Here is a 22,326-nt window from a genome sequence, read left to right as displayed (position 1 = left end):
TTCGCCATTCGTGAAGGTGGTCGCACCGTTGGTGCTGGCGTTGTTGCCAAAATCATCGCCTAATCGGAAGCCGAGAACGATATGCAAAGCCAAAAAATCCGTATCCGCCTGAAAGCTTTCGATTACAACCTGATCGACCGCTCCGCACAGGAAATCGTTGAAACTGCCAAGCGCACTGGTGCCGTTGTCAAGGGCCCGGTTCCGCTGCCGACCAAAATCGAGCGTTTCAACATCCTGCGTTCCCCGCACGTTAACAAGTCGTCCCGCGATCAGCTGGAAATCCGTACGCACCTGCGTTTGATGGACATCGTTGATCCGACTGACAAGACTGTTGATGCGCTGATGAAGCTGGACCTGCCAGCCGGTGTGGATGTAGAAATCAAGCTACAGTAACAGCACTATTTCATGCATCGTGAGCTAAGTGCTTGCGGTTATTGAATTTTATTGTTACATTAGCGGACTCACCATTGTGGTGAGTCCGCTTTTCTTTTGAGTAAGCCGGTCAATCGTAATCGGCGCCTGTAAAGGAAATAAACATGACTTTAGGTCTGGTCGGTCGCAAAGTCGGCATGACCCGCATTTTTGCTGAAGATGGCGCAACCATCCCGGTAACTGTGCTGGATATGTCCGCAAACCGCGTATCGCAAGTAAAGACTGCTGAAACTGATGGCTACACTGCCGTTCAGGTTGCAGCAGGTGTTCGCAAGGCAAATCGTGTAACCAAGGCTCAGGCCGGTCACTTTGCCAAAGCTGGCGTTGATGCCGCTCGCGTTATGCGCGAGTTCCCTCTGTCTGCAGAGGCCCTGGCATCGCTGAACGTTGGTGATGCCATCTCCGTCGAGATTTTCCAGGTTGGCCAATTGGTCGATATTACTGGTACCTCGAAAGGTAAGGGCTTCTCCGGCGCCATCAAGCGTCACAACTTCAGTTCCAACCGCGCTTCGCACGGTAACTCTGTTTCTCACAACTCCGCCGGTTCCATCGGTCAGGCTCAAGATCCGGGTCGCGTTTTCCCGGGTAAGCGCATGGCTGGCCAGTACGGCAATACCAAGAGCACTATCCAGTGCCTCGAAGTTGTCCGTGTTGATGTGGAGCGTCAACTGCTTCTGGTGAAGGGTGCTGTACCTGGTGCCAAGAACGGTGATGTAGTGGTGCGTCCTAGCGTGAAGGCAGGTGCATGATGGAATTGAAAGTGATCAACGCCCAGGGCCAGCAAGTTGAAGCCCTGCAAGCCTCTGAAGCACTCTTCGCCCGTGACTACAACGAAGCGCTGGTGCATCAGGTAGTAACTGCATTCTTGGCAAATGCGCGCAGTGGTAATCGTGCGCAGTTGACTCGTGCTGAAGTAAAGCACTCCACCAAAAAACCATTCCGCCAAAAGGGTACCGGTCGTGCTCGTGCCGGTATGACTTCCTCGCCCCTGTGGCGTGGTGGTGGTCGTGCGTTCCCGAATTCGCCTGACGAAAACTTCACGCACAAGGTTAACCGTAAGCAATACCGTGCCGGTATGGCTACGATCCTGTCGCAACTGGTACGTGACGAGCGTCTGATCGTCGTGGACAGCCTGACAGTTGAAACACCAAAGACAAAGGAATTTGCCGCCAAGGTGAAATCCTTGGGTCTGGATCGTGCTCTGTTCATCACTGGCGAGCTCGACGAGAACCTGTATCTGTCTTCCCGCAACTTGCCAAACGTCCTGGTGATTGAAGCTCAACAAGCTGATCCGTTCAGCCTTGTTCGTTTCAAGAAGGTTGTCATCACCCGTGATGCCATCAAGCAACTCGAGGAGCAATGGGCATGAATCAGGAACGTTTGCTGCAAGTAATTTTGGCACCAGTGGTTTCTGAAAAGAGCACCATGGTTGCCGAGAAAAACCAGCAGGTGGTATTGCGTGTAGCTGCCAATGCAACCAAGCCTGAAATCAAGGCTGCTGTTGAACTGCTGTTCAATGTCAAGGTTGATGGCGTTTCCACGCTGAATGTCAAGGGCAAGTCCAAGCGCTTTGGCCGTTTTGTCGGCAAGCGCAAAGACTGGAAGAAGGCTTATGTAAGCCTGGCCCAAGGTCAAGAAATCGACCTGACCGCTACCCCTGTTGCTGCGGAATAAGGAGATAGACTATGGCTCTGGTAAAAGTAAAACCGACGTCCGCTGGTCGCCGCGCTATGGTCAAGGTGGTAAACCCTGATCTGTACAAAGGCCGCCCGCACGCCGCACTGGTTGAGAAGAAAAGCTCGACCGGTGGCCGTAATAACAACGGCCATATCACCACTCGTCATATGGGTGGTGGTCACAAGAAACACTATCGCATCATCGACTTCCGTCGTAACAAAGACGCGATTCCGGCCAAGGTTGAGCGTATCGAATACGATCCGAACCGTACGGCCAACATCGCCCTGCTGTGTTACGCGGATGGTGAGCGTCGCTACATCATTGCCCCGCGCGGCGTGAAGGTTGGTGCTGAGCTGATGTCCGGCTCTGAAGCCCCGATCAAGGCTGGTAATGCTTTGCCAATCCGTAATATTCCGGTTGGTACCACTATTCACTGCATCGAGCTGCAACCAGGCAAGGGCGCACAAATTGCCCGTTCCGCCGGTTGCTCTGCCATGCTGCTGGCTCGTGAAGGCATCTACGCTCAGCTGCGTCTGCGCTCTGGCGAGATCCGTCGTGTACACGTTGACTGCCGCGCCACTGTTGGCGAAGTGGGCAATGAAGAGCATAGCCTGCGCAAGATTGGCAAGGCCGGTGCAAACCGTTGGCGCGGTATCCGCCCAACCGTTCGCGGTACTGCCATGAACCCGGTTGACCACCCGCACGGTGGTGGTGAAGGCCGTACAGGTGAGGGTCGTGTTCCTGTTAGTCCGTGGGGTACCCCGACTAAGGGCTTCCGTACACGTCGTAACAAGCGCACTGACAACATGATTGTACGTCGTCGCTTCTCGAATAAAGGGTAATTGAGCTATGGCACGTTCGCTTAAAAAAGGCCCGTTCGTTGATCTGCACCTGCTGAAAAAAGTGGATGCGGTACGTGCAACGAGCGACAAGCGTCCAATCAAGACTTGGTCGCGCCGTTCGACGATTTTGCCTGACTTCATCGGTCTGACTATTGCGGTTCATAACGGTCGTACGCACGTTCCGGTGTATGTTTCCGAAAACATGGTTGGCCACAAGCTCGGTGAATTCTCGCTGACTCGTACCTTCAAAGGCCACGCGGCTGACAAGAAGGCCAAGAAGAAATAAGGTGATGCGATGAGAGTTTCTGCACAACTTAATAATGCACGCCTGTCGGCACAAAAATGCCGTCTGGTTGCAGACCTGATCCGCGGCCAAGCCGTCGGCCAGGCACTGAATATCCTGACCTTCAGCCCGAAAAAGGGTGCCGCGCTCATCAAGAAGGTGCTTGAGTCCGCTATCGCCAATGCTGAGCATAACGAAGGCGCTGATATCGACACCCTCAAGGTGACTTCCATCTACGTTGATAAGGGTCCTAGCCTCAAGCGTTTCTCCGCCCGTGCCAAAGGCCGCGGTAATCGCATCGAGAAGCAGACCTGCCATATCACGCTCAGTGTTGGCAACTAAGGGGTAAGCTATGGGTCAGAAGATTCATCCGACGGGTTTCCGTCTCGCAGTGACTAAAAACTGGTCTTCCAAATGGTTTGCAAATTCGCATGACTTTGCCGGCCAGCTGAAGCAAGACATCGAAGTACGCGAGTTTCTGAAGAAGCGCCTGGCGCACGCTTCGGTAGGTCGTGTTGTTATCGAGCGTCCAGCCAAGTCCGCACGTATTACCATTCACAGCGCCCGCCCAGGTGTTGTTATCGGTAAAAAAGGCGAAGACATTGAAGTTCTGAAGAAAGAACTGCAGCGTCGTCTTGGTGTGCCTGTGCACGTCAATATCGAAGAAGTCCGCAAGCCAGAGATCGATGCCCAGATCATCGCCGACGGCATCGCCTCGCAGTTGGAAAAGCGCGTGATGTTCCGTCGTGCCATGAAGCGTTCCATGCAAAATGCAATGCGCATGGGTGCTCAGGGCATCAAGATCATGAGCTCCGGTCGTCTGAATGGTATCGATATCGCTCGTAGCGAATGGTACCGCGAAGGCCGCGTGCCTCTGCACACTCTGCGTGCAGATGTTGACTACGCTACTTCTGAAGCTCACACCACCTACGGTGTTATCGGCATCAAGGTATGGGTATACAAGGGCGACATCAAGCCGGGTCAAGCCCCGGCTGCCCCTGTAGCACCAGAGAAGAAATCCAGAAAGGCAGGAGCTCGAAATGCTGCAGCCAACTAGACTGAAATACCGTAAACAGCAGAAAGGTCGCAATACTGGTATCGCGACCCGCGGCAACAAAGTTAGCTTCGGCGATTTTGGTTTGAAAGCGATCGGTCGTGGTCGTCTGACTGCCCGTCAAATCGAAGCGGCTCGTCGTGCCATGACTCGTCACATCAAGCGTGGCGGTCGCATCTGGATCCGTGTGTTCCCGGACAAGCCAATCACTTCCAAGCCAGCTGAAGTTCGTATGGGTGGGGGTAAGGGTAGTCCGGAATACTTCGTGGCCGAAATCCAGCCAGGCAAAATGTTGTACGAGATGGACGGTGTTGCCGAAGAACTGGCACGCGAAGCCTTCCGTCTTGCAGCCGCCAAGTTGCCTATTCCGACAGTGTTTGTAATTAAACAGGTGGGTCAGCAATGAAAGCATCCGAACTGAGAGCGAAAAGTGTTGATGAGCTGAAGGCTGAGTTGCTTGGTTTGCTGAAGGCGCAATTCGCACTGCGCATGCAGCACGCAACTCAACAGCTCGCCAAGAATAGTGAGCTGAAAAAGGTGCGTCGCGATATCGCCCGTACCCGCACTGTTCTGAAAGAAAAGGCTGCCTGAGATGAGCGAAACTAAAGTAGTCCGCACGCTGGTCGGCAAAGTAGTCAGCGATAAGATGAACAAGACCGTTACTGTCCTGGTAGAGCGCAAAGTCAAGCACCCTATCTACGGTAAAATTGTTCGTCGCTCCAAAAAGTTTCACGCTCATGACGAAACCAACCAGTACAAAACTGGCGACCTCGTTGTGATCAGCGAAACTCGTCCACTCTCCCGGACGAAAACTTGGGTTGTGACCTCACTGGTAGAGCGCGCAGTTTAATCTGTGTGTAATGCTTGCAGAGGGGCTTGCCCCTCTGTATAATGTGTGATTCGGTGTTCAGCCGAAGTCATCCCTTACGGGGTCCAAGACTGGCCGTTGGATACGCCGCCTTACTTCAGGTGGCGTTTCTTTCATCTTCCCGAAGGTGAAGGAAAGTGACGGAATTAAGTTGGATAGAAAGGTAATCAAATGATTCAAATGCAGTCCATTTTGGATGTTGCAGACAACACTGGTGCGCGTTCCGTTATGTGCATCAAGGTGTTGGGCGGCTCCAAGCGTCGCTACGCTGGCGTGGGCGACATCATCAAGGTGAGCATCAAGGATGCAGCACCTCGCGGTCGCGTGAAAAAAGGTGATGTATACAATGCCGTTGTCGTGCGCACTGCCAAGGGCGTTCGCCGTCCTGACGGTTCGCTCATCAAGTTTGATGGCAACGCTGCAGTTCTTCTGAACAACAAGCTGGAGCCTATTGGTACCCGTATTTTCGGGCCGGTGACTCGTGAGCTTCGTACCGAGCGTTTCATGAAGATCGTTTCGCTCGCGCCAGAAGTGCTGTAAGGAGACCACAGATGCGCAAAATTCGTAAAGGTGATGAAGTCGTAGTAATCACCGGTAAAGACAAGGGCAAGCGCGGTTCCGTTCTGCGTGTCCTGGAAGGCAAAGTCGTAGTGGAAGGCATCAATCTGGTGAAAAAACACCAGAAGCCTAATCCAGTACGTGGTGTCGCTGGTGGCATCGTTGAAAAGACTATGCCGATTGATGTATCTAACGTCGCTATTTTCAATGCGGGTAGCCAGAAAGCTGACCGCGTAGGCTTCAAGGTGCTTGAGGACGGCCGCAAGGTGCGTATCTTCAAATCCACCGGCGAAGTTATCGGCGCGTAAGGGGTGAAGATGGCACGTCTGTACGATTTTTACAAAAACACTGTTGTACCAGAGCTGGTAAAACAGTTCGGTTACAAGTCCCTGATGGAAGTTCCACGCATTGAGAAGATTACTCTCAACATGGGCGTGGGCGAGGCTGTAGCTGACAAGAAAGTCATGGATCACGCTGTTTCCGACCTGGAAAAGATTGCCGGTCAGAAGCCTGTTGTGACTACCGCACGTAAGTCGATCGCGGGCTTCAAGATCCGTGACCACTACCCGGTTGGTTGCAAAGTGACCCTGCGTCGTGAACGCATGTACGAGTTCCTGGATCGTCTGGTAACGATCTCGCTGCCTCGCGTACGCGACTTCCGTGGCGTTTCTGCCAAGTCTTTCGACGGCCGTGGTAACTACAACATGGGCGTTAAAGAGCAGATCATTTTCCCGGAAATCGAATACGACAAAATCGACGCTTTGCGTGGTATGAACATCACCATCACCACTACCGCAAAGACCGATGAGGAAGCCCGCGCTTTGCTGGCTGCGTTCAAATTCCCGTTCAAGGGCTAAGCACATGGCAACTCTAGCTTTGATTAATCGTGAAGAGAAGCGCGCTAAGCTCGTGGCTAAGTACGCCGGCAAGCGTGAAGCGCTCCTCGCTACCATCAATAACCAGAACCTGTCCGAAGAAGAGCGTTTTGCTGCTCGTCTGCAACTGCAGACCCTGCCGCGTAATGCTAGCCCGGTTCGCCAGCGTCGTCGCTGCGCACTGACTGGTCGCCCTCGCGGTGTATTCCGTAAATTCGGTCTGGCACGTAACAAGCTGCGCGAACTCGCCATGAAAGGCGAGATCCCGGGCGTGACTAAAGCCAGCTGGTAATAGGAGATACAGAATGAGCATGCAAGATCCTATCTCCGATATGTTGACTCGTATCCGCAACGCCCAGCGTGCTGCTAAAGCCGTTGTCGCAATGCCTTCTTCCAAGCTGAAGGTGGCTATTGCTCAGGTGTTGAAGGAAGAGGGTTATATCGAGACTTTTTCTGTTACCGATGCTGATAAAAAGCCGGTTCTGGAAATCGAATTGAAGTACTACGTTGGTCGTCCGGTAATCGAGAAGATCGAGCGCGTTTCGCGTCCAGGTCTGCGCGTTTACAAGGGTTCCAACGAGATTCCTAAAGTAATGAACGGTCTTGGCGTCGCTATCGTTTCGACTTCAAGTGGTGTGATGACTGATCGTAAAGCACGTGCAGCCGGTATCGGCGGCGAACTGCTCTGCGTCGTAGCCTAATCGGAGGGTTGAATGTCTCGCGTAGCAAAAAACCCGGTAGTCATCCCTGCTGGCGTAGAAGTGAAATTCGGTGCTGAAGAAGTGACTGTAAAAGGCGCTCTCGGCTCTTTGAGCACGGCACTGTGTGCTGATGTTGAAGTCAAGCTGGTTGATAACCAGCTCGAATTTGCCGCCAAGAACGACAGCAAGTTCGCACGTTCCATGTCCGGGACACTGCGTGCTCTGCTGAACAACATGGTCATTGGTGTTAGCAAGGGTTTCGAGAAGAAGCTGAACCTGGTGGGTGTGGGTTACCGCGCTCAAGCTCAGGGTGAAGCACTCAACCTGTCCCTTGGTTTCTCGCACCCGGTTGTTCACACCATGCCAGCCGGCATCAAGTGTGAAACCCCGACTCAGACCGAAATTTTGATCAAGGGTGCCAACAAGCAGTTGGTTGGCCAGGTCGCAGCCGAGATCCGTGCTTATCGTTCTCCAGAGCCTTATAAGGGCAAGGGTGTACGTTATGCCGACGAGGTTGTGGTTCTGAAAGAAACCAAGAAGAAGTAATTGAGGCCCTGAAATGGACAAGAAACAGACTCGACTCCGCCGCGCACGTAAAACCCGTGCCCGTATTGCGGAGCTCAAGGTGGCTCGTCTGTGCGTTCATCGCACTAACAGCCATATCTATGCTCAAGTGATTGACGCAACCGGTAATGTTGTTCTGGCTAGCGCCTCCTCCCTGGAGTCCGCCGTGCGCGCCGACCTGAGCAATGGCGGTAACACCGCTGCTGCTTCGGTTGTTGGCAAGAACATTGCTGAAAAAGCTAAGGCTGCTGGTATCAACCAAGTTGCTTTCGATCGTTCGGGTTTTAAATACCATGGCCGTATCAAAGCCCTGGCTGACGCAGCCCGTGAAAACGGTCTTGTATTCTAATCGGAGTTAAGAATGGCTAAGCACGAGATCGAAGATCGTGGCGATGGTCTGATCGAGAAGATGATCGGCGTAAACCGCGTCACCAAAGTGGTGAAAGGCGGTCGTATCATGGCCTTCTCGGCTCTGACCGTAGTTGGCGATGCTGACGGTGGTATTGGCATGGGCAAAGGGCGTTCGAAAGAAGTGCCGGTTGCCGTGCAAAAAGGTATGGAACAGGCTCGTCGCAACATGATCAAGGTTCCGCTGAAAAACGGCACCATCCATCATGCTGTTGTCGGCAAGCACGGTGCGACCACTGTGTTCATGCAGCCTGCTAAAGAGGGTGCCGGTGTTAAAGCTGGTGGTCCGATGCGCGCTGTATTCGAAGCACTGGGCGTACACAACGTTACTGCCAAGATCCATGGTTCCACCAACCCGTACAACGTGGTTCGCGCCACGATTGACGGTTTGAGCAAAATGGTGACTCCTTCGCAGATCGCTGCGAAGCGTGGCCTGACCGTTGCTCAGATTCTGGGAGCGGATCATGAGTGATGTTAAAAAAATCCGCGTGACTCTGGTTAAGAGTCTGATTGGTCGCATCGAGTCTCATAAAGCTTGCGCGAATGGTCTGGGTCTGAAGAAGATCAACCAAGTCGTTGAAGTGATTGATACTCCTGCTAACCGTGGCATGATCAACAAGATCAGCTACCTGGTTAAGAGCGAGGGTTAATATGCTGCTGAATACTATTAAGCCTGCAGCCGGTGCCAAACACGCAAAGCGTCGCGTGGGTCGTGGTATCGGTAGCGGTCTGGGCAAGACTGCTGGCCGTGGCCACAAAGGTCAGAAGAGCCGTGCTGGTGGCTTCCACAAGGTAGGTTTCGAAGGCGGTCAGATGCCTCTGCAACGTCGCCTGCCGAAGCGTGGCTTCAAGTCCCTGACTGCTGGCGATGTAGCCGAAGTTCGCTTGTCCGAACTGGCGCTCATGCCAGTTGACGAGATCGACCTGTTGTCCCTGAAGCAAGCCGGTATCGTACCGACGCAGGCTCTGGGCGCAAAAGTCATCCTGTCCGGCAAGGTTGAGCGTGCTCTTAAACTGCGTGGCATTGCTGCCACCGCTGGTGCCAAGGCTGCAATCGAAGCCGCTGGCGGTAGCTTCGTAGAATAAGGTAAAGCTCGTGGCGAATGCTTCTCTAGTTGGTAATGCCAGTAAATTTGGTGACCTCAAGCAGCGGATTTTCTTTTTGATCGGCGCGCTGATTGTTTATCGCATCGGTGCCCACGTTCCGGTGCCTGGTATCAATCCGGTAGAACTAGCGAAGTTGTTCCAGTCGTCACAGACGGGCCTGCTTGACATGTTCAACATGTTCTCGGGCGGTGCCCTGTCGAGATTTTCGGTATTTGCCTTGGGCATCATGCCGTACATCTCCGCCTCCATCATTCTTCAACTCGCTTCAGAAATTGTTCCAACGCTGAAGCAGTTGAAGAAGGAGGGTGATGCTGGCCGTCGCAAAATCACTCAGTACACGCGTTATGCAACGCTCTTTTTGGCTACATTCCAGAGTTTCGGTATTGCTGTCATGCTGTTCAAGCAGCCGGAGCTGGTGCTGAGTGGTCAGGCCGAGTTTTATGTAACGACGGTGGTAACCCTGGTCACCGGCACCATGTTCCTCATGTGGCTGGGCGAGCAGATTACCGAACGTGGTTTGGGAAATGGTATTTCGTTGATCATCTGTTCGGGTATTGCCGCTGGCATTCCCGGATCGATCGGGCAGACATTGACCTTGGCTAGCCAAGGCTCCTTGTCCATCCTGCTGGCGATTGCCTTGTTTGCGGGCGTGATTGCCGTCACTTACCTGGTGGTGTTCGTTGAACGTGGCCAACGTAAGGTGCTGGTTAACTACGCCAAGCGACAGGTTGGTAACCGCGTGATGCAGGGCCAGTCGACGCATATGCCGCTGAAGCTGAATATGGCCGGGGTGATCCCGCCAATTTTTGCATCCAGCATCATTCTTTTCCCGGCAACTGTACTGGGCTGGTTTGGTAATACCGAAGGCTTGGGTGTGCTGAAGTCTGTTGCAGACAAATTGCATCCTGGTCAGCCGCTGTATGTTCTGCTCTATGCTGCTGCTATCGTTTTCTTCTGTTACTTCTATACCGCCCTTGTGTTCAACCCTAAGGAAACGGCAGATAACCTGAAGAAAAGTGGCGCGTTCATTCCGGGTATTCGTCCGGGTGAGCAGACGTCGCGTTACATTGAGAAAATCATTCTTCGTCTAACACTTATTGGTGCGATCTACATCACGCTGGTTTGCTTGCTGCCTGAGTTTCTGATCCTGAAATGGAATGTGCCATTCTACTTTGGTGGAACCTCGCTGCTGATCATTGTCGTTGTGACAATGGACTTCATGGCGCAAGTTCAGTCCTACGTGCTGTCCCACCAGTATGATGGATTGCTCAAGAAGGCCAACTTCAAGGGCACATCCGGTCGCTGACGGTCACGGTAGCAGTTTTATGGCTAAAGAAGATACCATCCAGATGCAGGGCGAGATCCTGGAAAATTTGCCTAGTGCGACTTTCAAGGTCAAGCTCGAAAATGGACACATCGTGCTTGGGTATATCTCCGGTAAGATGCGGATGCATTACATCCGCATCCTGCCGGGAGATAAGGTGACAGTAGAAATGACACCTTATGACTTGTCCCGTGCCCGTATTGTGTTCCGTGCGAAGTAGTCGCACTTGCTCTTTTCAGATAGAAAGGAACTGAAATGCGTGTACAACCTTCGGTAAAGAAAATTTGCCGTAACTGCAAAATCATTCGTCGCAACCGTGTAGTACGAGTGATCTGCACTGATCCGCGTCACAAACAAAAACAAGGCTGATATTTGTTAGCTTGGTTTTCGTATGTTACAATCGCAACCTTTTCAAGCCCGTAAAGCTTAAGGAAAGAGAATGGCCCGTATTGCAGGGGTAAATATCCCCAATCATGCGCATGCCGTTATCGGCCTGCAGGCTATCTATGGCATCGGTTCTACTCGTGCGAAGCTCATCTGTGCTTCCGCGAGCGTTAATCCTTCTTCCAAGATCAAGGATTTGACCGAAGCCGAGATGGAATCTCTGCGTGTAGAAGTCAGCAAGTTCACTGTTGAAGGTGACCTGCGTCGCGAAATTACCATGAGCATCAAGCGTTTGATGGACATGGGTTCTTATCGCGGTTTCCGCCATCGTCGCGGTCTGCCTTGCCGTGGTCAGCGCACCCGCACGAATGCACGTACCCGCAAGGGTCCGCGCAAGCCGATCGCCGGCAAGAAGTAATAAGGAACATAGATAATGGCTAAAGCAAACACAGCAGTGCGTGTACGCAAAAAGGTACGCAAAAGCGTAAGCGATGGCATCGTCCACGTTCACGCTTCCTTTAATAACACCATCATCACCATCACTGACCGTCAAGGGAATGCTTTGTCTTGGGCTACCTCCGGCGGTGCTGGTTTTAAAGGCTCGCGTAAAAGTACACCGTTTGCAGCTCAGGTAGCTGCAGAGCACGCTGGTAAAGTTGCCCAAGAATATGGTGTAAAGAACCTTGAGGTTCGTATCAAGGGCCCAGGCCCTGGTCGTGAATCCTCCGTGCGTGCCCTGAACGCCCTTGGCTTCAAAGTTACCAGCATCTCCGACGTGACTCCGGTACCACACAACGGATGTCGCCCTCCCAAGAAACGTCGTATCTAATCCGGAGAGTCTGAGAACATGGCACGTTATATTGGCCCAAAATGTAAGCTTGCTCGTCGCGAAGGGACTGATCTCTTCCTGAAGAGTGCCCGTCGCGCACTTGATTCCAAGTGTAAGCTTGATACCCCTCCAGGTCAGCACGGCGCAAAAAAAGGCCGTCTGTCTGACTATGGTGTACAGCTGCGTGAAAAGCAGAAAGTTCGTCGTATTTACGGCATTATGGAACGTCAATTCCGTAAGTACTTTGCTGAAGCAGCTCGTCGTCAAGGCTCCACCGGTGAGAACCTGCTGAAAATTCTGGAAGCACGTCTGGATAACGTTGTTTATCGCATGGGCTTTGGTTCTACCCGTGCTGAGGCACGCCAGCTGGTTAGCCATAAGGCTATCACTGTGAATGGTCAGATTGTGAATATTCCTTCTTTCCAGGTGAAAGCAGGCGACGTTGTTGCTATTCGCGAAAAGTCCAAGAAGCAAGTGCGTATTCAGGAAGGCTTGGCGCTGGCTGAGCAAATCGGCTTCCCGGCATGGGTCGCTGTTGACAGCAAGAAGATGGAAGGTGTCTTCAAGACTGCTCCTGAGCGTTCCGAGCTGTCTAGCGATATCAACGAGCAGCTCGTTGTGGAATATTACTCCAAGTAATCGCTAGCTCTTAAGGAATGACTATGCAAAACAGCGCTTCGGAATTTCTGAAACCGCGTTTGATCGATGTGCAGCCGGTTTCGGCTACACACGCCCGTGTGTCGATGGAGCCGTTCGAGCGTGGTTATGCCCATACTCTGGGTAATGCCCTGCGCCGGATCCTGCTCTCGTCGATGCCTGGTTACGCACCGACCGAAGTTACTATTGCTGGCGTTTTGCATGAGTATTCCGCTCTTGATGGTGTTCGGGAGGATGTTGTAGACATCCTTCTGAACCTGAAGGGTGTAGTACTCAAACTGCATGGTCGTGACAGTGTCATTCTTTCCCTGAAAAAGGAAGGCGAAGGCCCTGTCCTGGCTGGTGATCTGGAATTGCCGCACGATGTTGAAGTGATCAACCCTGATCACGTCATCTGCAACCTGTCGGTTGGCGGCAAGATTGATATGGAAGTCAAAGTTGAAAAGGGCCGCGGCTACCAGCCGGTTTCCGCCCGCATCAGCCATGATGACAACCGTACCATCGGCACCATCCAGCTCGATGCTTCGTTCTCCCCGGTGAACCGCTGCAGCTTCAATGTTGAAAGCGCCCGTGTGGAGCAGCGTACAGACCTTGACCGTCTGGTGCTGGACATCGAGACCAATGGCGTGATCGAGCCGGAAGAAGCAGTACGTATTGCTGCCCGCATCCTGGTTGATCAGTTGTCGATTTTTGCAGACTTGCAAGGCACCGCAGTCGAGGAAATCGTTGAAAAGGCTCCGCCGATCGATCCGATCTTGCTGCGCCCGGTTGACGATCTCGAACTTACGGTACGTTCCGCCAACTGTCTGAAGGCAGAGAACATTTACTATATCGGTGATCTCATTCAGCGTACGGAAACCGAGCTGCTGAAGACTCCGAACCTTGGTCGCAAGTCTCTCAATGAGATCAAGGAAGTTCTCGCTTCTAAAGGCCTGACCCTTGGCATGAAACTTGAGAACTGGCCTCCGGCTGGTCTTGAGAAGCCGTAAGTCGGGATAAAAGGACACTAAAATGCGTCATCGTAACAGTAATCGTAAATTGAACCGTACGAGCAGCCACCGCCTTGCGATGCTTCGCAACATGGCTAACTCGTTGCTGCGTCACGAAGTTATCGTGACTACTCTGCCAAAGGCCAAAGAACTGCGCCGTGTTGCCGAGCCGCTGATTACCCTGGGTAAGAAGCCATCGCTGGCCAACCGTCGTCTGGCTTTTGACCGCACTCGTGATCGTGAAATGGTTGTAAAACTGTTTGACGAACTCGGCCCACGTTTTGCCAACCGCAATGGTGGCTATGTGCGTATTCTGAAGTACGGCTTCCGTCAGGGCGACAACGCTCCGATGGCACTGGTTGAACTGGTGGATCGTGCAGAAGAAGCAGCTGCGGTAGAGGCTGCTGAGTAAGCAGCTTCAAGCAAAAAAGCCGGCGCAAGCCGGCTTTTTTGCTTTCTGCTGAGAACATACGGATATCGACAACAGCCCGGCCGAGAACGCCATCCATCTGATTGTTTTTGGCCGCTTGCGGGTGGAATGAGGGTTTGCCCTATTTCTCTGCTTTGCCTGGTCATGGACAGGGTTTTTTCTGGTTAAATGCTACAGAAGAGGCAATTGCCCTGGTGGCAACTTGCAGCTCGTGATAATGGATAAACACGCCGGTACACATGGCGACATAAAACGACAAGGAGAGTAGCGATGAGCAGTCACGGGACGATATCATTGAGGCGCCGTTTGCAATTGCAGGTGGTACTGGTAGCGGTGCTGCTCTGTATCATCGGCGGCATCACGCTGTACTTCGAGCGCGCCTCGCTGTACGCCGACCGCCAGGCCAAGGTGCGCAATCTGGTGGAGAGCGCGGTTACCCTGATCAAGGGCTATGAAGAGCTGGCGGCTGCCGGCAAGCTGTCCGAGGCCGATGCCAAGCGGCAGGCGATCTCCGTGCTCAACAATATGCGCTACGACGAGCGCGAGTATTTCTTTGCCTTTGATCCGGGCTGGGTGTGGGTGGCACACGGTGCCAAGCCGCAACTGGCCGGCACCAGCCTGAAGACCGTCAAGGATCCGACCGGTGTCAACCTTGGTGAGCTGTTCGAGACGGCGGTACGCGACGGCAACGGCCGCAGTTTCGTGTCCTACGTATGGGACAAGCCGGGCTTTGACCAGCCGCAGCCCAAGCTGTCCTACATCGCCACCAGTGGCAAGTGGGGCTGGGTGGTGGGTACCGGCATTTATCTTGACGATGTGGCGCTGGCGCTGCGCAATACAGCACTGCTGCTGTTTGCCGAGATATTTGTCGCGTTGCTGCTGGTGGTGCTGATCGGTTACCTGACCCGCCGTAGCGTGATGCAGCAGCTGGGCGGTGAACCGGCGCTGACCCGCGATGTGGTGCGGCAGATAGCCCAGGGCCAGCTCAATGCCGTGGTGCCGGTAGCGGCTGGCGACAAGGATAGTCTGCTGGCGGCGGTGGCCGACATGCAGCAGCACCTGCGCGAGCTGGTCGGCGGTATTGCCGACAGCAGCAACAGTCTGACCGGTATGGCAGGCAATATCGCCGGCAGCGCGACGGCAGTGGCAACCGGCTCTGAGCAGCAAAGTCGGGCCGCAACCGATATGGCGGCCTCGATTGAGGAACTGACTGCCAGCATCAAGCAGATTTCCGAACTGGCCAGCCATGCGCACGCGGTATCGGCCAGCTCCGGGCAGTTGTCCAATACCGGCGGCGAGGTGATCTCGCGCGCAGTGGACGAGATGCACCGCATCAACGAATCGGTGGATCAGGCCGCATTGACCATCGGTGATCTGGTCAGCAAGACGCAGACCATCTCCACCATCATGCAGGTAATCAAGGATATTGCTGATCAGACCAATCTGCTGGCGCTGAATGCGGCGATCGAGGCAGCACGGGCCGGTGAGCTGGGCCGGGGCTTTGCCGTAGTTGCTGACGAGGTGCGCAAGCTGTCGGAGCGCACCGGCCAGGCGACGCAGGAGATCGCGGTCATGATCCGCGAGATACAGAATGGCTCCGAGGCGTCGCGCAGCAATATGGAAGAGGCGGTGGAGCGGGTGAAATCCGGGTTGGCGCTGGCGGAGAAGGGGGGCGAGTCGATCCGCCAGATTCGCGACAGCGCCGGTGGCGTGGTGGCGGTGGTGAATGATATTTCACAGGCGTTGTCGGAGCAGGGGCACGCCAGCGAGGAGATCACCCGTCATGTCGAGCAGATTGCGCAGGCGGCGGCACAGAATGCCGGCGCTGCCAGTCGCGCCTCTGGCGCCATCGATGAGTTGAATGGCCTGACCGGCAATCTGCGGCAGATGGTGTCACGTTTCCACGTATGACGGTATGGCAAGGTTGGCTGCAGGTTTGCGGCCAACCTTGTCAGCAGCAAAAAGCCCGACGCCTTGCGCCGGGCTTTGTTCATGGTGCGCCCAGCATGGGCGCACTCCTCATGTGGCGCAACGAGTGGCGGCAAGTGCCCGCTGCTGGTGGCGCAACAGCGACCGGCTGCTGAAAACGGTGCTGACAATTGCCTACTTTGACCGACTCGGAGTACCCCGACTCTCATAACCTCAACTTCTTGAACCGTCCGGTGCGGACCCGCATGCCGGGTGGTGTGGCAGGGGCGCGGCCTCAGGGCTGCCCCCTATGCCGATCCCGCAGCCAGTGATTGGCGGCGATAGCGCTGCCAGCCGTGCAGTGTGATGCCGGCCAGCAGCAGTGCCACACAGCTCCACAGCACCGGCGCATTGCCATAGCGCATGTAGGGTGTCAGCCCGCTGCGGCCCTGTACCCGTGCCGTCAATGTCTGCCGCGTGTCCGGTGCCGCCACGGTCTGCACCTCGCCATTGGCATCGATCACCGCGGTCATGCCGGTATTGGTGGCGCGCAGCATCGGACGCCCGGTTTCCAGCACCCGCGCCTGCGACAGCTGCAGCTGCTGGCTCATCGCGTTGCTGCTGCCGAACCAGGCCAGGTTGCTGACGTTGGCGAGCATGGTGGCGCCGGCGGCGGGACCGATCAGCTCCTCGCCGAAGCCGTCCTCGTAGCAGACGTTGAAGGCGATGCGCTGGTCGGCCACCGCCAGCGGCGTCTGCTTGTCGCCACCGCGGCTGAAGCCGGACAGTGGCATGTCCATGAAGCGGTAGATCCAGCTAGTCACCGCCGGCAGCGGGATGAACTCGCCGAACGGCACCAGGTGGTTCTTGGCGTAGTAGGGCTGCGCCGGATCGTTCAGCGCCACCACCGCGTTGAGATAGCCGCTGCCGTCGTCGGTGCGGCGCGGAATGCCGGTGATCAGCGTCGCTTGGCGGCGGCTGGCGTCGCCGTTGATCATGGTGAGGTAACCGGAGGGGAGGTCGTCGAGGAACACCGGCAGCGCGGTTTCCGGCAGCAGCAGCAGGTCGGATGGCGGCGCGCTGGCCACCATGCGGTAGTAGGTGCTCAGCGTCAGTTCGAAAGTGGCCGGGTCCCATTTCAGCGATTGCGGGATATTGCCCTGCAGCAGCGACACCGCCAGCGGTTTGCCGCTGGGGCTGGTCCACTGCTGTTGCTGCAGCCAGGCGCCGCCGCCCCACAGCGCGGTGGCCAGCCCCAGTAGCGCCAGCTGTGGCAGGCGGCGCCAGCGCGGCAGCAGCATCAGGATGGCGGCGGACAGCGCCACGGCATAGGTGACGCCGTGGATGCCGGTGACGGCAGCCAGGCCGGCAAGCGGGCTTTCGGTGATCTGGCTGTAGCCGATGGCGCCCCACGGGAAGCCGGTCAGCATCCAGCTGCGCAGCCACTCGCCCAGCGTCCACAAGGCCGGGAATAGCAGCAGCCAGCGGCTAGCGCTGTTGGTGCCGATGCGGCAGGCCAGCCACACCGCCAGCGCCGGGAACAGCGCGAGCCAGGCCGGCAGCAGCAGCGTCATGGCGCCGGCCATCGGCGCCGGCATGCCGCCGATGTCGTGCAGGCTGATGTAGATCCAGTAGAAATTGCTGGTATAGGCGGCCAGCGCCCAGGCGTAGCCGAGCAGGAAGGCGCGTTGCGGCCAACGTTGCACCAGTTCCAGCAGCAGCGCCAGCAGCAGCGGCATCAGCAGGAACAGGCGGTAGGGGGCGAAGGCGAACACGCTGGCGGCGCCGGCCGACAGCGCCAGCAGTGGATAGCCGAGGGTGCGCCGCATCTAGCGTGCTGCCTGCGGGCGGCGCTCGACCAGCAGCGCCTGCAGCCGGCGGCTGTCGGCGCGGATCACGGTGAAGTGCCAGTCCTGCAGCTGCAGACCCTCGCCGCGTACCGGCACGTAGCCGAGATTGGCGGTGACCAGGCCGCCGATGGTGTCGACCTCGTCGTCCGGCAGCGCGCACTCGAAGAAGTCGTTGAAGTCGTCGATGCTGGTGGTGGCCAGCACGCGGTAGCGCTCGCCGCGCACCGGCACGATGTCGTCTTCCGACTCGATCAGGTCGTGCTCGTCGTCGATGTCGCCGACGATCACTTCCAGCACGTCCTCGATGGTGATCAGCCCGGACACGCCACCGTATTCGTCGACCACGATCGCCATGTGCGTCTTGGTGGCGCGGAACTCGCGCAAGAGGCCGTCGAGTCGTTTGCTCTCCGGCACGAATACCACCGGGCGCAGCGTCTTCTGCAGGTCGAAATCGTTGGGGGTCAGGAAGTAGCGCAGCAGGTCCTTGCTCAGCAGGATGCCCTGCACGTCGTCCTTGTCCTCGCCGATCACCGGGAAGCGCGAATGGCCGGCCTCGATCACGTGCGACAGCAGCTTTTCCATCGGTTCGGACAGGCGGATCACGTCCATCTGGCTGCGCTGCACCATCACCTCGCGCACGGTGCGCTCGGAGAAGGACAGCACGCCTTCGATCATCGACAGCGCTTCGGCGTCCAGCACATTGCGCTCGAAGGCGGCATGCAGCTGGGAAACCAGCTCTTCGCGGTCTTCCGGTTCGTGGGTGAAGCGGTTGAGCAGGCGCTCGAACCAGTTGGGCGCGGGTTTACTGGAATAATCGTCCATGGTGTCGGGTCAGGGTTTCTCTGCGGCGTAAGGATCGGTATAGCCTAACTTGCCGAGGATGACGGTTTCAAGCGCTTCCATCGCCTCGGCCTCGTTGTCGGCTTCGTGATCGAAGCCCTGCAGGTGCAGCATGCCGTGCACGGTGAGGTGGGCGTAGTGCGCGTCCAGGCTCTTGCCCTGCTCGGCGGCCTCGCGCGCCACCACCGGCGCGCAGAACACCAGGTCGCCGAACAGCGGCATGCCGGCGACGGTGTCGCCCTCGTTCAGCGCAAAGCTCAGCACGTTGGTGGCGTAGTCCTTGCCGCGGTAGTCGCGGTTCAGCGCGCGACCTTCGGCCTCGTCGACCACCACCAGTGAAATCTGGGCCTGGTGCACGTCGCGCTGCAGCGCGACCTGGCACCAGCGGCGCCACTGCTTGCCTGCCGGCAGCGGCTGTTCGGCCTCCAGCCGGTCTTCGAGGGTCAGGTCCAGCCGTGCGGCCAACCTTTGCAGCACTTGATTGCGTTTAGCGGTCTTCATTTTCTTGGATCTGGTAACGGTCGTAGGCGTCGACGATCTTCTGCACCAGCGGGTGGCGCACCACGTCGTCGCTCTGGAAATGGTGGAAATGGATGCCGCGCACCTGGCTCAGGATGCGCTCGACTTCGACCAGGCCGCTCTTCTGGTGGCGGGCGAGGTCGATCTGGGTCACGTCGCCGGTGATCACCGCACGCGAACCGAAGCCGATGCGGGTGAGGAACATCTTCATCTGTTCCGGCGTGGTGTTCTGCGCCTCGTCGAGGATGATGAAGGCGTTGTTCAGCGTGCGGCCGCGCATATAGGCCAGCGGCGCGATCTCGATCAGGTTCTTCTCGAACAGCTTGGCGACCTTGTCGAAGCCCATCAGGTCGTACAGTGCGTCGTACAGCGGGCGCAGGTAGGGATCGACCTTCTGTGCCAGATCACCGGGCAAAAAGCCCAGCTTCTCGCCGGCTTCCACCGCTGGGCGCACCAGCACGATGCGCTTCACCGCATCGCGCTCCATCGCGTCCACCGCGCAGGCGACGGCGAGATAGGTCTTGCCGGTGCCGGCCGGGCCGATGCCGAAGGTAATGTCGTGGCTGAAGATGGCCTGGATGTAGCGGCTCTGGCGCGGGGTGCGGCCCTTCAGGTCGCGGCGGCGGGTGTGCAGGGGCGGGGTGTCGTCCGTCTCGTCCTGCGGATTGTGCTGCCGCGCCTCGACCAGTCCCAGCTGGATGTCCTGGATCGACAGCTCGCGCTTTTCCGCCAGCGCATAAAAGCGCTGTAGCAGGCTCAGTGCGCGGCCGGCCTGTTCGCCACGCAGGCTGAACTGCTCGCCGCGGCGCTGGATGCTGACATCCAGCCCGGTTTCGATCTGTTTCAGGTTCTCGTCCAGTGCGCCGCACAGGCGGGCCAGACGTTCGTTATCGACAGGGGTAAAGCTGTGGCTACTGTGAGGTTGGGTCATGGACTGGTGGTCGTCTGGGGCGGACATTGCCGTTGCTGGTATCGCTGCTGCAATTGCAGCAGCCTGCGTTCAAGCCCGGCGATGCGCTGCGGGTCCGGTTGCGCGGTGCCCAGCGGCACGCCGAAACCGATGCCGGCGCTGCCGTGGCTGCCGATGGCGCCGCCCAGCCCGATATTGAGCTGCACCGGGCTGCGTGGCGCCTGTCGCTCATCCTGCAGCTGCTGCCGCGTTTGCGCAAGCGCCTGCGTCAGCGCCGCGCAGTCCATGGTCGCCGGATCGGCCGGTGGCAGGCTGGCACAGGCGGCCAGCAGGGGCAACATCACAAGTAGCAGGCGCATGGTTTAGTCACTTTCACGCAGCAGCAGTTCGCCGCCCAGCGAATGCGGGTTGGCTTCGGTAATCACCACGTCGACCAGCTGGTTGATCAGCCGCGGCTGGCCGACAAAGTTGACCACGCGGTTGTTGGCGGTACGCCCGGCCAGCATCGACGGGTCCTTCTTCGAGATGTTCTGTACCAGCACGCGCTGCACGCTGCCGAGCATGCCCTGGTTGATGCGGAAGCCTTCGGCCTCGATCACCTCGTTCAGCGCCTCCAGGCGCCGCACCTTCTCGCTGTGCGGGGTGTCGTCGGCAAGGTTGGCCGCAGGGGTGCCTGGACGCGGGCTGTAGATGAACACATAGCTGAAATCGAAGGCCATGTCTTTCACTAGCTTCAGCGTCTGCTCGAAATCGGCCTCGGTTTCGCCGGGGAAGCCGACGATGAAGTCCGACGACAGGCACAGGTCGGGGCGGATGGCGCGCAGCTTGCGGATGATGGACTTGTATTCCAGCGCGGTGTAGCCGCGTTTCATCGCCATCAGCGTACGGTCGGAGCCGCTCTGTACCGGCAGGTGGAGGTGCGAGACCAGCTTGGGCAGGCGTGCGTAGCAGTCGATGATGCGCTGGCTGAATTCGCGCGGATGGCTGGTGGTGAAGCGCATGCGCTCGATGCCGGGAATCTCGTGCACGTACTCCAGCAGCAGCGCGAAATCGGCGAGGTCTGTTCCATCTTGGCCGTCGGCCATCAGGCCGCGGTAGGCGTTGACGTTCTGGCCCAGCAGGGTGATTTCCTTCACCCCCTGCGCTGCGAGGCCGGCGATCTCGGTCAGCACGTCGTCGAACGGGCGCGACACCTCCTCGCCGCGGGTGTACGGCACCACGCAGAACGAGCAGTACTTGGAACAGCCTTCCATCACCGACACCATCGCCGCGGCGCCGTCGACCTTGGCCGTCGGCAGGTGATCGAACTTCTCGATTTCGGGGAAGGAAATGTCGACCTGGGCGTTGCCGCTTTGCTGCCGGCTCTTGATCAGTTCCGGCAGGCGGTGCAGCGTCTGCGGTCCGAACACCACGTCGACGTAGGGCGCGCGCTTGACGATGGTGTCGCCTTCCTGCGACGCGACACAGCCGCCGACGCCGATGATCAGGTTGGGGTTGGCCTCTTTCAGCGGCCGGATGCGGCCGAGATCGGAGAACACCTTTTCCTGCGCCTTCTCGCGCACGCTGCAGGTGTTGAACAGGATCACGTCGGCGTCTTCCGGGTTTTCCGTCTTGATCATGCCTTCGCTGCTGCCGAGCACGTCGACCATCTTGTCGGAGTCGTACTCGTTCATCTGGCAACCGAATGTCTTGATGTAAACCTTTTTCATGCTGGGCACACTGTAAATGAGAAATGCCAGCAGGGGCCGCCAAAGCAAGCGACCACGGGCTTGCGAACGGTTTTTGCTGGCAAATGAATAGCTTGCGCCGATTTTAGCACGGCTGGCAGGGCTTGGGGATGTCGCGGGCCGGGCGTGTGCCGGCGCGGAAACGGAAAAAGCCAGCATTGCTGCTGGCTTTTAAACTGGTGGCGAATCAGGGACTCGAACCCCGGACCTGCGGATTATGATTCCGTCGCTCTAACCGACTGAGCTAATTCGCCATGAAGCACTGCCAGAGGCAATGCTTCGAAAGAGTAGAGTGGTGGCGAATCAGGGACTCGAACCCCGGACCTGCGGATTATGATTCTGTGCGTATTATGGTTTCTTTGCGTTGATGCCTGTTGCGAAGTTTTATATTTTACAATTTTATCAATGATTTATGAGATTGTTCCTGTGGGTGGGTGTTGCCTGTAGTTGACTGAAATACCTCGTTTGCAAGTACACTGCAAGTACATTGTGCAGTTGTACTTGATAGGGTAACGATACATGGCAACATTCGATAGCGTCCGTCAAGGTGGTGTAAATTTCAGGGCCGAACTCCGGTCCGGTTTTCCAGG

Annotated in this window: 36 protein-coding genes and 1 tRNA gene; 30 read left to right on the top strand and 7 right to left on the bottom strand. The window is 56.7% G+C overall.

From position 1 onward, the window contains the following. Positions 1–81 precede the first annotated feature (81 nt). From rpsJ to IE083_RS13155, 30 genes are all read left to right on the top strand, one after another. Complete coding sequence (rpsJ, locus tag IE083_RS13300; protein ID WP_047967708.1) at positions 82–393, top strand: 30S ribosomal protein S10; 312 nt, start codon at positions 82–84, stop codon at positions 391–393. 143 nt (positions 394–536) lie between these two features. After that, positions 537–1,181, top strand: coding sequence for a 50S ribosomal protein L3 (rplC, locus tag IE083_RS13295; RefSeq protein WP_189354333.1), 645 nt, complete (start codon positions 537–539; stop codon positions 1,179–1,181). Beyond that, positions 1,181–1,801 carry a 50S ribosomal protein L4 gene (rplD, locus tag IE083_RS13290; protein ID WP_047967713.1) on the top strand — a complete coding sequence of 207 codons (621 nt, stop codon included), beginning with the start codon at positions 1,181–1,183 and terminating at the stop codon, positions 1,799–1,801. The genes rplC and rplD overlap by 1 nt, the downstream gene beginning before the upstream one ends. After that, positions 1,798–2,106 carry a 50S ribosomal protein L23 gene (gene rplW, locus IE083_RS13285; RefSeq protein WP_189354330.1) on the top strand — a complete coding sequence of 103 codons (309 nt, stop codon included), beginning with the start codon at positions 1,798–1,800 and terminating at the stop codon, positions 2,104–2,106. Before rplD ends, rplW begins: the two co-directional genes overlap by 4 nt. Before the next feature lie 11 nt (positions 2,107–2,117). Further along, positions 2,118–2,951 carry a 50S ribosomal protein L2 gene (gene rplB / locus IE083_RS13280; RefSeq protein ID WP_189354328.1) on the top strand — a complete coding sequence of 278 codons (834 nt, stop codon included), beginning with the start codon at positions 2,118–2,120 and terminating at the stop codon, positions 2,949–2,951. Between the two features lie 7 nt (positions 2,952–2,958). Beyond that, positions 2,959–3,237, top strand: coding sequence for a 30S ribosomal protein S19 (gene rpsS / locus IE083_RS13275; protein ID WP_047967705.1), 279 nt, complete (start codon positions 2,959–2,961; stop codon positions 3,235–3,237). A gap of 9 nt (positions 3,238–3,246) precedes the next feature. Next, complete coding sequence (gene rplV, locus IE083_RS13270) at positions 3,247–3,576, top strand: 50S ribosomal protein L22 (protein WP_047967704.1); 330 nt, start codon at positions 3,247–3,249, stop codon at positions 3,574–3,576. 10 nt (positions 3,577–3,586) lie between these two features. Then, positions 3,587–4,291, top strand: coding sequence for a 30S ribosomal protein S3 (rpsC, locus tag IE083_RS13265; RefSeq protein WP_189354325.1), 705 nt, complete (start codon positions 3,587–3,589; stop codon positions 4,289–4,291). Beyond that, on the top strand, positions 4,275–4,694 hold the full coding sequence (rplP, locus tag IE083_RS13260) for a 50S ribosomal protein L16 (protein WP_047967702.1): 420 nt from the start codon (positions 4,275–4,277) through the stop codon (positions 4,692–4,694). Before rpsC ends, rplP begins: the two co-directional genes overlap by 17 nt. Continuing rightward, positions 4,691–4,879: a 50S ribosomal protein L29 gene (gene rpmC / locus IE083_RS13255; protein ID WP_047967701.1), complete on the top strand. Its 189-nt coding sequence runs from the start codon at positions 4,691–4,693 to the stop codon at positions 4,877–4,879. Before rplP ends, rpmC begins: the two co-directional genes overlap by 4 nt. A 1-nt stretch (position 4,880) precedes the next feature. Next, positions 4,881–5,138, top strand: a complete 258-nt coding sequence (rpsQ, locus tag IE083_RS13250) for a 30S ribosomal protein S17 (protein WP_047967700.1) — start codon at positions 4,881–4,883, stop codon at positions 5,136–5,138. A 189-nt stretch (positions 5,139–5,327) separates the two neighbouring features. Further along, positions 5,328–5,696 carry a 50S ribosomal protein L14 gene (gene rplN / locus IE083_RS13245; RefSeq protein ID WP_047967699.1) on the top strand — a complete coding sequence of 123 codons (369 nt, stop codon included), beginning with the start codon at positions 5,328–5,330 and terminating at the stop codon, positions 5,694–5,696. An 11-nt stretch (positions 5,697–5,707) separates the two neighbouring features. Then, complete coding sequence (gene rplX, locus IE083_RS13240; protein WP_047967698.1) at positions 5,708–6,022, top strand: 50S ribosomal protein L24; 315 nt, start codon at positions 5,708–5,710, stop codon at positions 6,020–6,022. Positions 6,023–6,031: 9 nt separating this feature from the next. After that, the gene (gene rplE / locus IE083_RS13235; RefSeq protein WP_047967711.1) at positions 6,032–6,571 is read left to right on the top strand and encodes a 50S ribosomal protein L5; all 540 of its coding nucleotides are present in this window, start codon (positions 6,032–6,034) and stop codon (positions 6,569–6,571) included. 4 nt (positions 6,572–6,575) lie between these two features. Then, positions 6,576–6,881, top strand: a complete 306-nt coding sequence (rpsN, locus tag IE083_RS13230) for a 30S ribosomal protein S14 (RefSeq protein WP_189354322.1) — start codon at positions 6,576–6,578, stop codon at positions 6,879–6,881. A gap of 13 nt (positions 6,882–6,894) precedes the next feature. After that, a complete protein-coding gene (rpsH, locus tag IE083_RS13225) occupies positions 6,895–7,290 on the top strand; it encodes a 30S ribosomal protein S8 (RefSeq protein WP_047967697.1) in 396 nt (131 codons plus the stop codon). 12 nt (positions 7,291–7,302) lie between these two features. Next, the gene (rplF, locus tag IE083_RS13220) at positions 7,303–7,836 is read left to right on the top strand and encodes a 50S ribosomal protein L6 (protein WP_189354319.1); all 534 of its coding nucleotides are present in this window, start codon (positions 7,303–7,305) and stop codon (positions 7,834–7,836) included. A gap of 13 nt (positions 7,837–7,849) precedes the next feature. After that, entirely contained in the window at positions 7,850–8,203 is a 354-nt protein-coding gene (gene rplR / locus IE083_RS13215) for a 50S ribosomal protein L18 (protein WP_189354316.1), read from the top strand. Between the two features lie 12 nt (positions 8,204–8,215). Then, positions 8,216–8,734, top strand: a complete 519-nt coding sequence (gene rpsE / locus IE083_RS13210; protein ID WP_189354314.1) for a 30S ribosomal protein S5 — start codon at positions 8,216–8,218, stop codon at positions 8,732–8,734. Continuing rightward, on the top strand, positions 8,727–8,912 hold the full coding sequence (rpmD, locus tag IE083_RS13205) for a 50S ribosomal protein L30 (RefSeq protein ID WP_047967693.1): 186 nt from the start codon (positions 8,727–8,729) through the stop codon (positions 8,910–8,912). The genes rpsE and rpmD overlap by 8 nt, the downstream gene beginning before the upstream one ends. Before the next feature lies 1 nt (position 8,913). Beyond that, positions 8,914–9,348: a 50S ribosomal protein L15 gene (gene rplO, locus IE083_RS13200; RefSeq protein ID WP_047967692.1), complete on the top strand. Its 435-nt coding sequence runs from the start codon at positions 8,914–8,916 to the stop codon at positions 9,346–9,348. A gap of 10 nt (positions 9,349–9,358) precedes the next feature. Continuing rightward, the gene (gene secY / locus IE083_RS13195) at positions 9,359–10,675 is read left to right on the top strand and encodes a preprotein translocase subunit SecY (protein ID WP_189354311.1); all 1,317 of its coding nucleotides are present in this window, start codon (positions 9,359–9,361) and stop codon (positions 10,673–10,675) included. Positions 10,676–10,694: 19 nt separating this feature from the next. Next, positions 10,695–10,913 carry a translation initiation factor IF-1 gene (gene infA, locus IE083_RS13190; protein WP_047967690.1) on the top strand — a complete coding sequence of 73 codons (219 nt, stop codon included), beginning with the start codon at positions 10,695–10,697 and terminating at the stop codon, positions 10,911–10,913. 35 nt (positions 10,914–10,948) lie between these two features. Then, complete coding sequence (rpmJ, locus tag IE083_RS13185) at positions 10,949–11,062, top strand: 50S ribosomal protein L36 (RefSeq protein WP_011137711.1); 114 nt, start codon at positions 10,949–10,951, stop codon at positions 11,060–11,062. A 70-nt stretch (positions 11,063–11,132) separates the two neighbouring features. Then, entirely contained in the window at positions 11,133–11,495 is a 363-nt protein-coding gene (rpsM, locus tag IE083_RS13180; RefSeq protein WP_047967689.1) for a 30S ribosomal protein S13, read from the top strand. Positions 11,496–11,510: 15 nt separating this feature from the next. After that, positions 11,511–11,906: a 30S ribosomal protein S11 gene (gene rpsK / locus IE083_RS13175; RefSeq protein WP_017507353.1), complete on the top strand. Its 396-nt coding sequence runs from the start codon at positions 11,511–11,513 to the stop codon at positions 11,904–11,906. Positions 11,907–11,924: 18 nt separating this feature from the next. Continuing rightward, a complete protein-coding gene (rpsD, locus tag IE083_RS13170; protein WP_189354308.1) occupies positions 11,925–12,545 on the top strand; it encodes a 30S ribosomal protein S4 in 621 nt (206 codons plus the stop codon). A gap of 23 nt (positions 12,546–12,568) precedes the next feature. Next, positions 12,569–13,552 carry a DNA-directed RNA polymerase subunit alpha gene (locus IE083_RS13165; RefSeq protein ID WP_120809396.1) on the top strand — a complete coding sequence of 328 codons (984 nt, stop codon included), beginning with the start codon at positions 12,569–12,571 and terminating at the stop codon, positions 13,550–13,552. Between the two features lie 22 nt (positions 13,553–13,574). After that, complete coding sequence (gene rplQ / locus IE083_RS13160) at positions 13,575–13,964, top strand: 50S ribosomal protein L17 (protein WP_189354306.1); 390 nt, start codon at positions 13,575–13,577, stop codon at positions 13,962–13,964. A 288-nt stretch (positions 13,965–14,252) separates the two neighbouring features. Next, the gene (locus IE083_RS13155; RefSeq protein WP_189354303.1) at positions 14,253–15,893 is read left to right on the top strand and encodes a methyl-accepting chemotaxis protein; all 1,641 of its coding nucleotides are present in this window, start codon (positions 14,253–14,255) and stop codon (positions 15,891–15,893) included. 305 nt (positions 15,894–16,198) lie between these two features. Here IE083_RS13155 and lnt read toward each other — a convergent pair whose 3' ends face one another. From lnt to IE083_RS13120, 7 genes are all read right to left on the bottom strand, one after another. Then, positions 16,199–17,719, bottom strand: a complete 1,521-nt coding sequence (gene lnt / locus IE083_RS13150; RefSeq protein WP_189354300.1) for an apolipoprotein N-acyltransferase — start codon at positions 17,717–17,719, stop codon at positions 16,199–16,201. After that, positions 17,720–18,562: a CorC family transporter gene (locus IE083_RS13145; protein ID WP_189354297.1), complete on the bottom strand. Its 843-nt coding sequence runs from the start codon at positions 18,560–18,562 to the stop codon at positions 17,720–17,722. A gap of 9 nt (positions 18,563–18,571) precedes the next feature. After that, positions 18,572–19,081 (bottom strand): rRNA maturation RNase YbeY, encoded by a 510-nt coding sequence (gene ybeY / locus IE083_RS13140; RefSeq protein ID WP_189354294.1) that lies wholly within the window; start codon positions 19,079–19,081, stop codon positions 18,572–18,574. After that, positions 19,068–20,030: a PhoH family protein gene (locus tag IE083_RS13135; RefSeq protein ID WP_189354291.1), complete on the bottom strand. Its 963-nt coding sequence runs from the start codon at positions 20,028–20,030 to the stop codon at positions 19,068–19,070. Before IE083_RS13135 ends, ybeY begins: the two co-directional genes overlap by 14 nt. After that, positions 20,027–20,368, bottom strand: a complete 342-nt coding sequence (locus tag IE083_RS13130) for a hypothetical protein (RefSeq protein WP_189354288.1) — start codon at positions 20,366–20,368, stop codon at positions 20,027–20,029. Before IE083_RS13130 ends, IE083_RS13135 begins: the two co-directional genes overlap by 4 nt. A 3-nt stretch (positions 20,369–20,371) precedes the next feature. Next, a complete protein-coding gene (miaB, locus tag IE083_RS13125) occupies positions 20,372–21,718 on the bottom strand; it encodes a tRNA (N6-isopentenyl adenosine(37)-C2)-methylthiotransferase MiaB (protein ID WP_189354286.1) in 1,347 nt (448 codons plus the stop codon). Between the two features lie 195 nt (positions 21,719–21,913). After that, positions 21,914–21,990, bottom strand: a tRNA-Met gene (locus IE083_RS13120). Positions 21,991–22,326: the final 336 nt, after the last annotated feature.

Source organism: Vogesella fluminis, from assembly GCF_014652335.1.
In the GTDB taxonomy this organism is placed as follows: domain Bacteria; phylum Pseudomonadota; class Gammaproteobacteria; order Burkholderiales; family Chromobacteriaceae; genus Vogesella; species Vogesella fluminis.
This window is presented reverse-complemented; position numbering and strand designations above follow the sequence as displayed.

Coding starts and splice junctions, on each gene's coding strand:
- rpsM (WP_047967689.1), top strand. CDS start 11,133: ATGGCCCGTATTGCAGGGGTAAATATCCCCAATCATGCGCATGCCGTT.
- rpsH (WP_047967697.1), top strand. CDS start 6,895: ATGAGCATGCAAGATCCTATCTCCGATATGTTGACTCGTATCCGCAAC.
- rplR (WP_189354316.1), top strand. CDS start 7,850: ATGGACAAGAAACAGACTCGACTCCGCCGCGCACGTAAAACCCGTGCC.
- rpsD (WP_189354308.1), top strand. CDS start 11,925: ATGGCACGTTATATTGGCCCAAAATGTAAGCTTGCTCGTCGCGAAGGG.
- IE083_RS13145 (WP_189354297.1), bottom strand. CDS start 18,562: ATGGACGATTATTCCAGTAAACCCGCGCCCAACTGGTTCGAGCGCCTG.
- rpsQ (WP_047967700.1), top strand. CDS start 4,881: ATGAGCGAAACTAAAGTAGTCCGCACGCTGGTCGGCAAAGTAGTCAGC.
- rplD (WP_047967713.1), top strand. CDS start 1,181: ATGGAATTGAAAGTGATCAACGCCCAGGGCCAGCAAGTTGAAGCCCTG.
- rpmD (WP_047967693.1), top strand. CDS start 8,727: ATGAGTGATGTTAAAAAAATCCGCGTGACTCTGGTTAAGAGTCTGATT.
- IE083_RS13130 (WP_189354288.1), bottom strand. CDS start 20,368: ATGCGCCTGCTACTTGTGATGTTGCCCCTGCTGGCCGCCTGTGCCAGC.
- rpsJ (WP_047967708.1), top strand. CDS start 82: ATGCAAAGCCAAAAAATCCGTATCCGCCTGAAAGCTTTCGATTACAAC.
- rpmJ (WP_011137711.1), top strand. CDS start 10,949: ATGCGTGTACAACCTTCGGTAAAGAAAATTTGCCGTAACTGCAAAATC.
- miaB (WP_189354286.1), bottom strand. CDS start 21,718: ATGAAAAAGGTTTACATCAAGACATTCGGTTGCCAGATGAACGAGTAC.
- rplO (WP_047967692.1), top strand. CDS start 8,914: ATGCTGCTGAATACTATTAAGCCTGCAGCCGGTGCCAAACACGCAAAG.
- rpsN (WP_189354322.1), top strand. CDS start 6,576: ATGGCAACTCTAGCTTTGATTAATCGTGAAGAGAAGCGCGCTAAGCTC.
- rplX (WP_047967698.1), top strand. CDS start 5,708: ATGCGCAAAATTCGTAAAGGTGATGAAGTCGTAGTAATCACCGGTAAA.
- lnt (WP_189354300.1), bottom strand. CDS start 17,719: ATGCGGCGCACCCTCGGCTATCCACTGCTGGCGCTGTCGGCCGGCGCC.
- rplF (WP_189354319.1), top strand. CDS start 7,303: ATGTCTCGCGTAGCAAAAAACCCGGTAGTCATCCCTGCTGGCGTAGAA.
- rplQ (WP_189354306.1), top strand. CDS start 13,575: ATGCGTCATCGTAACAGTAATCGTAAATTGAACCGTACGAGCAGCCAC.
- rpsS (WP_047967705.1), top strand. CDS start 2,959: ATGGCACGTTCGCTTAAAAAAGGCCCGTTCGTTGATCTGCACCTGCTG.
- rplB (WP_189354328.1), top strand. CDS start 2,118: ATGGCTCTGGTAAAAGTAAAACCGACGTCCGCTGGTCGCCGCGCTATG.
- rplN (WP_047967699.1), top strand. CDS start 5,328: ATGATTCAAATGCAGTCCATTTTGGATGTTGCAGACAACACTGGTGCG.
- rpmC (WP_047967701.1), top strand. CDS start 4,691: ATGAAAGCATCCGAACTGAGAGCGAAAAGTGTTGATGAGCTGAAGGCT.
- rpsC (WP_189354325.1), top strand. CDS start 3,587: ATGGGTCAGAAGATTCATCCGACGGGTTTCCGTCTCGCAGTGACTAAA.
- rpsE (WP_189354314.1), top strand. CDS start 8,216: ATGGCTAAGCACGAGATCGAAGATCGTGGCGATGGTCTGATCGAGAAG.
- rplP (WP_047967702.1), top strand. CDS start 4,275: ATGCTGCAGCCAACTAGACTGAAATACCGTAAACAGCAGAAAGGTCGC.
- rplW (WP_189354330.1), top strand. CDS start 1,798: ATGAATCAGGAACGTTTGCTGCAAGTAATTTTGGCACCAGTGGTTTCT.
- rplC (WP_189354333.1), top strand. CDS start 537: ATGACTTTAGGTCTGGTCGGTCGCAAAGTCGGCATGACCCGCATTTTT.
- infA (WP_047967690.1), top strand. CDS start 10,695: ATGGCTAAAGAAGATACCATCCAGATGCAGGGCGAGATCCTGGAAAAT.
- IE083_RS13165 (WP_120809396.1), top strand. CDS start 12,569: ATGCAAAACAGCGCTTCGGAATTTCTGAAACCGCGTTTGATCGATGTG.
- ybeY (WP_189354294.1), bottom strand. CDS start 19,081: ATGAAGACCGCTAAACGCAATCAAGTGCTGCAAAGGTTGGCCGCACGG.
- rplV (WP_047967704.1), top strand. CDS start 3,247: ATGAGAGTTTCTGCACAACTTAATAATGCACGCCTGTCGGCACAAAAA.
- IE083_RS13155 (WP_189354303.1), top strand. CDS start 14,253: ATGAGCAGTCACGGGACGATATCATTGAGGCGCCGTTTGCAATTGCAG.
- rplE (WP_047967711.1), top strand. CDS start 6,032: ATGGCACGTCTGTACGATTTTTACAAAAACACTGTTGTACCAGAGCTG.
- rpsK (WP_017507353.1), top strand. CDS start 11,511: ATGGCTAAAGCAAACACAGCAGTGCGTGTACGCAAAAAGGTACGCAAA.
- IE083_RS13135 (WP_189354291.1), bottom strand. CDS start 20,030: ATGACCCAACCTCACAGTAGCCACAGCTTTACCCCTGTCGATAACGAA.